The organism is Butyrivibrio sp. MB2005 (assembly GCF_000424285.1).
Classification (GTDB): domain Bacteria; phylum Bacillota; class Clostridia; order Lachnospirales; family Lachnospiraceae; genus Butyrivibrio.
This window is the reverse complement of sequence record NZ_AUJP01000003.1, coordinates 216,133-227,317: the sequence shown is the minus strand read 5'-3', so window position 1 is coordinate 227,317 and position 11,185 is coordinate 216,133. Positions and strand designations below refer to the sequence as shown.

The window sequence follows — 11,185 nt, the reverse complement described above, 5'->3', positions numbered from 1 at the left end:
AAAGGCCATAAACCGCAATATATGCCATTCATGACCTCTAAAGTTTTTATTTCTGAATCTTTATTCTTCTATGGATTACAATCCGGACAAGCTCTTTATTCCATATTCTGTTCAAATTCTTTTAGCTTATCCCTTCCCCATAGCTTTACACCAATACTCTTTGCCTCATCAATTGCCTGCTGCGTAAAATCACTGTTTGTTAATACTACAGCTATATCACAATTATAAAAGGCTTTTCCGGTAAACGCTTCTTGTACAGCACCATTTCCAACCATACCATCGTAGCACTTACATTGAATTGCGAAAGTGACATCAAATCTTTCAGCTAATATATCAACTCCATGATCGCCGGAGCCTTTAGTAGTTCGAACATTGGTAAATCCATTATGCTCCAACAAAATTGCACAATGTTTTTCAAAAGAGGTCCCTTTATCCATTGTTGACTTAAATGTTCTTGGATCGTTTTCTAAAAGAACATCTACACTCTTATCAACATTTTCATGAAATATCTCCTCTAGCTCTTCACTATCGTAGACCTTATCATATTTTTTCTCGAGTGTATCATAATCAAGGCTATAATCTGATGCATCAATAAACTTTCTAGGATAATTAAATATATTGCTAAGTTCTTTTGCATCGTATACAGTAAAGAAGTCTCTTGCTAACTTTCCATTTATGTCATGATTTTTTGCTGCAGTAAAGAAAACAAATCTTACATAATTTTTCTTAAGAAGAAAAGGAAGCATCAAATCTTCTATTTCTTTCGTTATTCTTCGATAGCATTCTGGAAGCACTAATACAACAAAGAAATCCGGATTTTCGCTTATGATTTTTTTAATACTTGAAAGAGCAATTGGCAGCATAGAATCAAACTTATAAATTATAAGATTATCAAAAACTGTTCTATCTTCGCTTAGCCCTAACTCCTTCCTTTTTTCATTATATTCATTGTCGAAAGAATTAAACTCTTTATACGTCATATCATAGTCTATAAAAAAAGTAATTCCCTCGTTATAAGCCAGACTGCATACAAGCATAGTCATGAACTCCAATACATCCTGTTCATCAGCACCTGTTACTATCATATTTCTGAGTTTTAACAAAAATGCTGCCCTATAATCATCTGAATGATTTAATGAAAAAAGGTGATCTGTTTTTATTGAAATTCTTTTTATAATTTGACACCGATATCCATATTGCTTTCCAAATGCCTCGAAAGCCAACTCCGAATCGCTTTTCTCACACGGCGAATTACTGTAAGTGCTTGCTTTCTGAATACTACGTTTCCTATCAAGCTCATTCTTTATTGCTTTTGCTGTTACATACATGCTTTTGAAAACGCTATCAACTCCTGCTTGGCGTGCACAGGATTTGCACACATACACCTGTCCTTTTCCAAGTCCTCCCGCCACCATATATTTATCTTTTAAATTAAACGGATTATCCGAGACTACTGTATTACAATAAAAACAGGTTGCCATAGCTTGTTTCTCCCATAATTTTTTTGCCCACACAGGTTCACTAATTGCTATATAAAACAAGAAACTAACTGCATAATAGGCCATAGTACGTATCCTATGCTAAAAAGAAGAACTGCGTCAGTAACTGGGCCTCCAAAAAGCCATGGAGATGCAGTTTTATACGCATTAGGCCCCAATGAAGCTACTATTTTTACTCTAATGAAGAACCAAATAATTGGCATCATCGCTATTCCTACAATAAATCCATATAGCAATGAATCCATCCGCGAAGTAAATATAGATACAAGAAATCCACTAAGTATTAGAGCTATTATTTTCAGCGGTTTTGAGAATTTCTCAGATATTTCCGTAGATTCTACTGTCCCAAGAGGCACTTTACCTGTTTGGTTTTTATTATCATTTTTAACATGTACTATAGGACTATCACCCTGAGTTATCCCATTCCTCTCTAATGTATTATTGTGCACTCGCTCTTTATAAGCCCCTATAGGATATCCACATTCAGAGCAAAACTTCATATCTTCTTTACATTCTTTTCCACATCCAGGGCACTTCATTTCTCTATCCTCCGGCGTAGACTAAATTAAACAATACAATTTACCAGATTAATTATCCCACGCCGGACTTAATACCTTATAAATAGAGTCTTAAATTAAGATAAACTATCTATCTGCGGTATACTCCATGGTTCTTCCACAAAATGGACAAACTTTTATGTCTTTCCTATACACCTTGGCTTCTCCTGTATCTGTGATGACCGAAAACTCTAAACATGACCTTTTAGCATATACTCTTCCGTTAACAATAAGCACCCCAAACACACCCACATCAATACTTTCATCAAAGAATGATTTGTCTAAAACATCCATACTTCCATCTTCTGAACAATACTTACACATAAAACAATCTCCTCATATTTTGTTACCATATATGGTATATAGCGCGCAAAGATTGATTATCCGCTTATATGTAAGCGCTTTCCATAGATATATATCCCAAAGATTTCCAATATTATAGGCACTTATGCGCAAATGGTGGCACTCAGGTGCATATATCAAAAATTACAAACCTATTATTCCTTTCACATAACATAATCTTTGCTGTCATACTTTAAAGCCACATAACCATCTACTGTTCTTCCCCATATCTCTGAATCAGACCTCGCTATGGTTTGAAGCACATGGATAACTGTGCCCTTTTTGTAGATCGCTTTTCCGATCGGGTTGCTCTGGGCAAGTATTGTGTCCTTTACTGCTTTCTGTGAGAAGCTTATTCCAGCGCCTTCTCTTACCTTTATTGCGGATGCTGTAACCACATACTTCTTGGCATCCTTCTTAATTCCAAGTACATCCCTGTCATAATCATCAAGATCATACTGCTTTATGTATCTTTTTAGGTTTTCAGCATAAGAAAGGCTTGTAGCCCATCCATCTTTACGGATAAGGTCACAAGCCTTTTTATAGTCTGTTACTCCTCTTAAATTTCTATACCTTTTATACTGAAGGAATTCATAATATCCCCTTATCCCCTCCGATACACTTCCATATTTCCTGAACTTTGCAATGATAGTTTTGTAACTTCCATCTTTATTCTGTTCTTTGGTTTCATACTCTTTATAGTCACAGCCGCACCCTTTTAACCATTTCATACCAAAGAAGTTATAGCAATCTCTTGAAAGGCCGCTCCTTCCCCACTTGGATTCTAAAATAGCCTGTGCAATCGTGAGTGACGGCAAGATGCCGTAGTCCTTGTAATAAGAAACTGCGGCATCACCAATCATCTTTATGAAATCACTTTGAAGTTTTGTCATTCACATCACTGTCCTTTATCTGCTCAAGTACGTCAATTAGCTTCTTAGGGATAGGCAGATCAAGCCTTGCAGCATTTTCAATGATAGAGATTCCTTCGTTTGAAATATAGAAGAAGATCACTGCTGTTCTAAGAACCGCACCTGCCTTTAGGATTTCAACATCAATGATGTTTCCTACACCAACAAGAAGGAATATCGCCACCTTCCTTGCTATCCCTTTAAACCCAACCTCACTTGAAAGTTGCTTTGTATAGATCGCAGCCATAACACCAGTAAGATAGTCAATTACGACAAACACTATAAGCGCATAAAGAAAACCATCAAATCCCCCAAAAATCCAACCCATAACACCTCCTATTCCTGAAAAGATATACTGTCCAATAGTTACTACATTTTTCATATGCTGTTTCCTCCTTTTTTGCATAAAAATAGCACCCATAACGGATGCAAGTTTCTTAATGATTAGTGAGTTCTGTATAAACTCCCTTATTGTTTGTATAGTAGATATGCCCTGGCGTTATAAGCGTATCTCTTGATCCATCAGTTAGATGAATCTGTGGTATTCCACTTGATGTATTAAACCTTATGAGCTTACTATCACTTTCCTTAACCGTAAGATTTCCAGATTTAATAGTCACACTTCCGCCTGAATTGACTTGGAAATTCCCGTTATTGTTTATAGCTATGGACGATAACGTTCCTGTCTTTATCTTATCAGCCGATATCGTGCCACTCTTTATCATACTGGCATTGATACAAAGCTGGCCTGAACTATTAAGATATAAACCCTGATTTGAATCTGTCGCTGATGATCCGTTCATGGTTGCTACAATGGAATCTTTATACATCTGATCAGAGCCATTAGGTACCCATTTACACGCTGCTGCTACAGCTTGAAGGTTATCATTCTTTGCTATCTTTGCTAGCATAAGTCCACAAAACTCAATTGAAATGCCATTCATTGTGGCAACTCGCATTCCTGTGTTGTACCTACCATTGTTATTGCTTTCGAAATAGGCAGAATTCATAAGATCCCTTTTACCATTCACATCTTTGTTCTTTGTAAAAGTCTCTTCAACAACATGCCTGTTCCACTTTTTTGATTTTATTTCCGCTATAGTATTTGAGACAGAGTCATAAATTCCATATGATGAATTCATTCCCCATCTATGAAGGACCCTATAGTATACTCTATCTGATTCCTTGTACGAAGCATCTGCTGTATGTGGAACATAAAGCGAACAATAATCTGCCTGTTCAAGCTTCATGCATGCAAATTGCACATTTCCAGCTCCAGAAACGCCAAATTGGATATTTGTTATCTCACTTGTTTCATTTGTAGCAGTAAACTTAACGCATCTTCTTTCCCATGCTGTGTTAGTCATCTTCGCATTAAAAAGTGTGAGTTCACACGCATTTGTTGTAGTATTCCAGTTTCTTACAAGTATCGTTGCAGATGTTGTTCCACCTACAAGCCTTGAATACCATGAAAGGACATAAGTCGTTCCTTTTGTAAGAGATACTTTCTGTGCAAAATCCTTAATGCCTGTTGTATTACCTGTAATAGCATAAGCAAGAGGATAAGGAAGTATGTATCTATCAGTTGTTCCCAGGTTATTGTATCCAGTCACAACAGAAGCTTTTCCATTACCATTAGATGTTAAAAACCATCCTGTATCCGTAATTGACGAATCAAGCTTTTTATCTGCGGTATTCCTTAAGAGGTTTGGACTTAATATTGCCCTATAATAAAATGAGAACATATATCTTCCAGCTGTAATAGCAACTGTCTGTCCTACTCCAGGTGTTTGCGTTGTAATATATGGCTTTATCCACAACGAATTCATTACGGGGACCCCATCTGGGACTTCATTATTGATATCCATCCAAGCCACTTCACCGTTAGTAGCGTTATTAGAATCCCCCATCCATATCCCTCTATCTCCAGAAGAAGCATTAAGCCATGTAGTTCCTATATAATTAAAAAATGCCGAATTCCTCCAGAGATTTGTAAGAGTAGATCCTGTCACAGATAGCTGCGTTGCATTCATTTTAAGTATCCCTTTATCAAGGTCCAGGTAAAAACTCTGACCATCTTTTGACTTAAGGATTCCTGTTGCTATATATTCCGCATTGATATACAGTTTTCCATCTTTTAGATATATTCCCTGCGTCTGTCCATTGTTTGTCAGCTTATTAAAGATACTTGTCTGCGTTTGGTTATTAACAGCTGCAGTTGAAACCATATCTGCATAACTTTGCAAATCTTCTGGTGCCGGAGTATAAGCTGATGCTTTATTACCTGCTTCAAACATAAGCTCACTCATCCAAAATTCAGCTGCAGTATCGTTATACATACCAACCATCACGTTAAAGCCTGTGATATTTGCAGGAACTGTTATCTGCTTGCTATATCTTTTAGGAGCTGTTGTAACATCAAAAGTAGCCCAGACTTCTGATTCTATAGTTGTAGAGCCTGTCTTAAACCAGTGAAAACCCACGCTAAGCTTTGTTGCAGCCTTTGCATATGCCATGACTGATACCATGTACGTTCCAGGCTCTATTTCCTTATAATCGTTATTACCAAATCTTTTTGATCTGTTCTGGCTTAGTCCCTGCCACTTAGTATTACTGACAATATGTAGCCAAGTCTTCCCACCTATCTTTACAGTTTCTCTTGTAGCAGGAGTTCCCCAGGCAGTCCATTTCGCAGAAGTATTTGCAAAGCATCCATCAAATACAAGATTTCTACAGCCAATCTTTAGGTTATTTACTGTAGTCTTTGCACTGTTTGCATTTGTATTTGCTGTGTTTATCCCATTTGCAAGAGTAGGTGTCGTATACGTTGTCGTCTTATCTGTCCAGGTAACTGCGCTTCTTGTCCAGATATATGTTCCAGACTTCCAAGCTGGGCATGTTGTTTGCCATGATCCACCTTCCTGCTTTTCATTTGATGTTGAAAGGTAGTACTGCTCCACTATGGAAGTTACGCCTTTTCCGTCGCTTCCATTTTTGCCATCTTTTCCGGGACTCCCTGAAGACCCCGGGGCACCGGATTTTCCAGCAGCTCCCGAAATGCATGTAGCAGCGCTATACTCAGCTTCTCCATCTGCTGTGGTAGTCTTTGTTCTTTGCCACATATACTTTCCATCAGCCCAGGCAGGAGCTTTTGTACTCCATCCCGATGTAGGAGCTGTAGTTGATGAATCATTCTGCGCATACTCAACATCTACATCAATGATTCCTTTTGTTACAGCATCTTCTATATTTTCAACGCTTATCTCACCAATCTTACCTGTCTGCAAAGAGAACTCACCTGTTTCCATGTTCCAATAGTTCGTTCCCTTCATATCAGAAAGCATTCCTGTCTTAATGAGGTTTGCATTAAGCTTTCCAGCTGTTATATAGTCAGCTACTATTGCACCATCTTGCGTAATAGCAAGTGGATACTCTCCTTCATATCCTGTCTTAGAAAATCCAAGGCCTCCCTGGTTCCATCTCCATATCTTCTTTGCAGTTGTCTTATCTTTGGTATCCATGATAAGTATTTCATTTGGCTCTGTTACTACATAACCGTGTGTTGCCATTTTTATAAGGGCTGTAGCATTTCTCTTAGCTTCTGCAAGTACGTTATGCGGATCAGGGATATTTTCAATTCTTCTTAAAATATCAGCATTCGCATCAACAGAAGCTCCTGTAAGAGTTCTGCTCCTCTCTGTCGTTCCAAGAGTTATCGTATTATCAGCAACATTATCCAAGGATAAAACAAGCTTACTTACAGGAAATCTCTTCTTAAGGCCGTGAGGATTTGATATAACCCACACATACTGTCCAATAGAAAATGCAGGGATATCACCATCAGCATAGTGAAGGTCCAAAGCTCTACACTCTATAGTCATGTTATCAAACTGGGACTCACTTAAATATTTCTTCGCCTTAGATAAAAGAGCAGTTTCAGTTGTGACATCATCCCATATAACTGTCTTTGTTATTTTTCCAAATTTCTTTACTGCTTCTTCGTTTTCAACATAGTTCTTACCATCATTTATATTATCAATCGTAAGTCTCTTTTTTATTGTTTCATCTTCTTCACCTTCAAGGACAGCGCCAAGAGGGATTATCCTTGTTGCAAGGTCAGTAGCATTAAAGCCTCTTGTAAAATCAAGGAGGTTTTCTCCAAACTCTATCTTCTGATCGCTGGTATCAAGGAAATCCCCAAGGTAATCAAGATAGAGCGTTCCATTTTCATTTCTTACAAAGAGGTACCCACCAAGATCATCAACAAGGTCCTCTTTTATTTCCGTAATAGTACTGTTGTAGTTGGTATATCTATAAAGAGAGTCATTAGCATCTCTTGCCGTAACAACTCCTACTGTGAACTTCCTATTGTTCTCAACCTGGCTATTATGAACAGATACTAATTTCTCAAGATAGCCCCTTACCGTCATTCCATGATACTCGGCAAGTGGCTGAACAGAATCATTAAAAAAGGCCAATGCACCCTCACAATACACTGACCTTCTATCATTAAAGTCATCCTCATATTCTATTACTCTTCCGGTAAATATATTTTTCCTATCCCGCAAAACAGTAATAGTCGACCTCATTCTCAATATTATGTCCCTTACATTATCCCCTGGAAGAATCGTAAATGAAAGGCTACCCGCCTTATTTACCTCTAGTTCCAAGGTTGGGTTTACTATAAAGCTTTTATCATCCCGACTATCGTATATAAGATAGTTCCCCGCATATATTTTATAGATCATAAGCTCTGCACCTTATACTCTACTGTTACATTTCCAGTTCCGTTAAATGTTAGGCTTGTACTTCCTTGTGGAAGAAGAATATCGAACACTCTGTTCTTTCCAGGTGATAGGTGATAGGTCTTTCCAGAAAACGTAACATCCATCTCCTTATCTGTAGTTATATCTGGAACAACTGGAAGTCCATCGTTTTTTAATGTAATAGCCTTTGTTCCTGACACTGCGACTGTTTGTTTTATTCCTGTCTTATATGTTTTCTTTGGAGAAACTAAGCACTTAACAACAATCTCAGAAAGGTTCCTATTAGTCGAAAATTCATCAACAGCTACCCTTCCTGTGTAGTAATAATCTGGATCATCATCAAGAATAATATCCATCTTCTTTCCGTGAATAGAATTTAGAACCTTTGAATACACATTTGCCCATTCCTTTTTGGGCTTTGGAATTCTAAATGCAAAGATTATCTCCCTATCTTCATAGGTAACTCTTCCAGTTAAAGCTTCTGTGATATCAAGGTTACCGTCTCTTCCTGGTATCTCAACTGTAGTAGTCCTTATAACCGGAGGACTTATTGTTTTTGAATATAAAACAAGACCAAGATCAGTATATGACCTTAGCCCGTTAAAACTTACACCTTTCATGTTCTTCTAGCCCTCCATGCTATATTTCCAAGTGCAATATCCATCTTAGGAGCAATTCCTCCTACAAGCTCTCCGCTATCAAGATATACACTTGTATCCTTATTAGCTATTACCTGAAGAAGGCTTACTATCTGACCATCCTGACCTCTCATTCCATCTGCCACAGCATCAGCAATGTAAGACTTTAATGTTTCAATAGGAGCAACCGCTTCTTTCCCTGCTTCTCCTCCGCCAAGGAGTCTGCCATTTTGCATTCCAAAAATAGTAGGGCCATTAAGGATACCACCGTTCTTATACCAATCAACACTTATGCTTGGTACAGAAGGCGGATCAAGAGAAAAGCTTCCACTTATACTAAAGTGTGGAAGCTTAAGCTTGGGAAGGCTCCAACTAAAGTTGAAGTAACCCCTTATTCTATCTATTGCACTTCTTACAGCATCAGCTGCCTGTGACATTCTGCTTCTAAAGGAATCTTTTATACCACTAAGCTTATTCTCAGCAAGAGTATTTATATTATCAAGACCTATAGAATAACGTTCTTTTATATTTGTCCACAGATTTGATATGGTCGTCTTTATTCCGTTGCCATTACTACTAAAGGCCTGCTTTATTCGGTCAAGCTTTTGAGAAACAGTAGACTTCATATCATCTGCTGATCTTGAGATGTTATCCGTCATATTGTTCCAGGTCTTAGAGGTATTTTCCTTAATCTCTGACCATTTCCTACTTACGTTTTCTTTTAGCTCACCGGCTTTTTCTTTAATCGTATCCCAGTTTTTATAAAGAAGAACGCCTGCTGCAACTACAGCTCCTATGATTGCTATAACAGGTCTTGCTGCGACTACGATTCCGCCAAGTGATGCAGCTCCTGATGCAAGAGCTGGTACTGCTCCACCTGTCAGTGTAAGTGAAAGCAGCTTAACAACAGATATTACCTTCGGTATTACAGTTAAAATCGTACCAACAGCAGTTATGACTTTTCCTACTACAATAAGGACAGGAGCAAGCGCCGCTACTATAAGGCCTACCGTTATTATCGTTCTTTTTGTGCCCTCATCCATGCTGTTTAATTTATCTACAAATGCCTGAACATGTTCTACTACTTTCCTAATTACAGGCATCATCGTATCTCCAAGTGAAATAGCAAGTTCCTGAAGCTGGGACTTTAGTATGGTAAGCTGTCCGGAAAGGTTATCCTGCATGGTCTCTGCCATCTGCTGTGACGTTCCATCACAATTTGCTATAGCGCTGCTAAGCTTATTTATATCCGCTTCCCCGGCTCCCATAATAGCAAGGAAACCTGACATAGCATTCTTACCCACAAGTGCTTCTGCGTTTGCAGCCTTTTCAGACTCTGACATCTGTGAAAATGCAGTTCTACAATCAGCAAGGATATCTGATAGTTCTCTCATTGATCCATCAGCATTAGTAGTTGCTATATGCATCTCGCCAAAAGCTGCTCCTGTAAAAGAAACATCCCCTGCAAGGTTATTCATAATAGTACGAAGAGATGTTCCGGCCATTGAAGACTTGATACCTGCATTTGCCATAAGTCCTATAGCTTCTGCTGTATCTTCTACTGAAAAACCAAGTGCTCCAGCAATGGGAGCAGCGTACTTGAAGGTTTCGCCCATCATAGAAACATTGGTGTTTGCATTTGATGAAGCTGCAGCAAGAACATCTGCAAAATGACCTGAATCCTTAGCTGATAGGCCGAATGCTGTAAGAGCATCTGTAACAATATCTGATGTAGTAGCAAGATCCTCACCAGAAGCCGCTGCAAGGCTCATGACACCCTCTATACCATCAAGCATATCCTCGGCCTTCCAGCCGGCCATGGCCATGTAAGTCATACTTTCAGCTGACTCAGCGGCCGAGTAGCGCGTCTTGCTGCCCATTTCTCTGGCCTTATCTCTAAGGGCATCAAAGCTCTCTCCTGTTGCTCCGGAAATGGCAGCAACCTTACTCATAGCTTCATCAAAGTCTGCGGTTGTCTTTACTGCGGCAGCACCGATTCCAGTAACTGCAGCAGACACAGGCATTAGCTTCTGTCCAACATTAGTGATTGATCCACCAACGTCTTTCATCTTATTCCCTACAGCAGTCATCTTTTCAAGAGCCACACCAGACTTTGAGGCTTGCTTCTCCAAGTCCTTCAGTTTTAAGGTGGTGTCCTCAATTTCCCTCTGCAAAGAATCATACTGAGCTTGCGAGATATCTCCATTCTTAAGAGCTTCTTTTGCTTGTTTCTCTGCTTCCTTCAAAGCATCAAGCTTTTCCTTTGTCTCTTTTATAGCATCTCCAAGGAGCCTGTACTGCTGTGCTGCAAGAGTGCTATTGCCAGGATCAAGCTTAAGAAGCTTATTTACATCTTTAAGCTGTGACTGTGTAGACCTAATATCACTATTTACTTGTTTAAGTGAGGCAGAGAGCTTTGTTGTATCTCCGCCTATTTCAACGGTAATTCCCCTAAGCCTATCAGCCATTTCT

Annotated in this window: 8 protein-coding genes; all 8 read right to left on the bottom strand. The window is 38.8% G+C overall.

Going from position 1 to position 11,185, the window contains the following annotated elements:
* Positions 1 to 95 precede the first annotated feature (95 nt).
* The 8 genes from G610_RS21815 to G610_RS19180 all read right to left on the bottom strand — a co-directional run bounded on the left by G610_RS21815 (position 96) and on the right by G610_RS19180 (position 11,181).
* A complete protein-coding gene (locus G610_RS21815; protein ID WP_051197425.1) occupies positions 96 to 1,481 on the bottom strand; it encodes a restriction endonuclease in 1,386 nt (461 codons plus the stop codon).
* Between the two features lie 47 nt (positions 1,482 to 1,528).
* Complete coding sequence (locus G610_RS0101125; RefSeq protein WP_026523308.1) at positions 1,529 to 2,038, bottom strand: zinc-ribbon domain-containing protein; 510 nt, start codon at positions 2,036 to 2,038, stop codon at positions 1,529 to 1,531.
* A 105-nt stretch (positions 2,039 to 2,143) separates the two neighbouring features.
* On the bottom strand, positions 2,144 to 2,380 hold the full coding sequence (locus G610_RS0101120; protein WP_026523307.1) for a hypothetical protein: 237 nt from the start codon (positions 2,378 to 2,380) through the stop codon (positions 2,144 to 2,146).
* 182 nt (positions 2,381 to 2,562) lie between these two features.
* Positions 2,563 to 3,291 carry a glycoside hydrolase family 73 protein gene (locus G610_RS21810; RefSeq protein ID WP_051197424.1) on the bottom strand — a complete coding sequence of 243 codons (729 nt, stop codon included), beginning with the start codon at positions 3,289 to 3,291 and terminating at the stop codon, positions 2,563 to 2,565.
* On the bottom strand, positions 3,272 to 3,691 hold the full coding sequence (locus G610_RS0101110) for a phage holin family protein (protein WP_026523306.1): 420 nt from the start codon (positions 3,689 to 3,691) through the stop codon (positions 3,272 to 3,274). Before G610_RS0101110 ends, G610_RS21810 begins: the two co-directional genes overlap by 20 nt.
* A 55-nt stretch (positions 3,692 to 3,746) precedes the next feature.
* On the bottom strand, positions 3,747 to 8,057 hold the full coding sequence (locus G610_RS21805; RefSeq protein WP_051197421.1) for a phage tail spike protein: 4,311 nt from the start codon (positions 8,055 to 8,057) through the stop codon (positions 3,747 to 3,749).
* Positions 8,054 to 8,695 carry a hypothetical protein gene (locus tag G610_RS0101100; RefSeq protein ID WP_026523305.1) on the bottom strand — a complete coding sequence of 214 codons (642 nt, stop codon included), beginning with the start codon at positions 8,693 to 8,695 and terminating at the stop codon, positions 8,054 to 8,056. Before G610_RS0101100 ends, G610_RS21805 begins: the two co-directional genes overlap by 4 nt.
* Positions 8,692 to 11,181, bottom strand: coding sequence for a phage tail tape measure protein (locus G610_RS19180; RefSeq protein WP_035796538.1), 2,490 nt, complete (start codon positions 11,179 to 11,181; stop codon positions 8,692 to 8,694). The genes G610_RS0101100 and G610_RS19180 overlap by 4 nt, the downstream gene beginning before the upstream one ends.
* Positions 11,182 to 11,185: the final 4 nt, after the last annotated feature.

What these genes read in the sequence shown, in the direction of transcription:
- G610_RS21815 (WP_051197425.1), bottom strand. Translation starts at nt 1,481, where the DNA reads ATGGCAACCTGTTTTTATTGTAATACAGTAGTCTCGGATAATCCGTTT.
- G610_RS0101125 (WP_026523308.1), bottom strand. Translation starts at nt 2,038, where the DNA reads ATGAAGTGCCCTGGATGTGGAAAAGAATGTAAAGAAGATATGAAGTTT.
- G610_RS0101120 (WP_026523307.1), bottom strand. Translation starts at nt 2,380, where the DNA reads ATGTGTAAGTATTGTTCAGAAGATGGAAGTATGGATGTTTTAGACAAA.
- G610_RS21810 (WP_051197424.1), bottom strand. Translation starts at nt 3,291, where the DNA reads ATGACAAAACTTCAAAGTGATTTCATAAAGATGATTGGTGATGCCGCA.
- G610_RS0101110 (WP_026523306.1), bottom strand. Translation starts at nt 3,691, where the DNA reads ATGAAAAATGTAGTAACTATTGGACAGTATATCTTTTCAGGAATAGGA.
- G610_RS21805 (WP_051197421.1), bottom strand. Translation starts at nt 8,057, where the DNA reads ATGATCTATAAAATATATGCGGGGAACTATCTTATATACGATAGTCGG.
- G610_RS0101100 (WP_026523305.1), bottom strand. Translation starts at nt 8,695, where the DNA reads ATGAAAGGTGTAAGTTTTAACGGGCTAAGGTCATATACTGATCTTGGT.
- G610_RS19180 (WP_035796538.1), bottom strand. Translation starts at nt 11,181, where the DNA reads ATGGCTGATAGGCTTAGGGGAATTACCGTTGAAATAGGCGGAGATACA.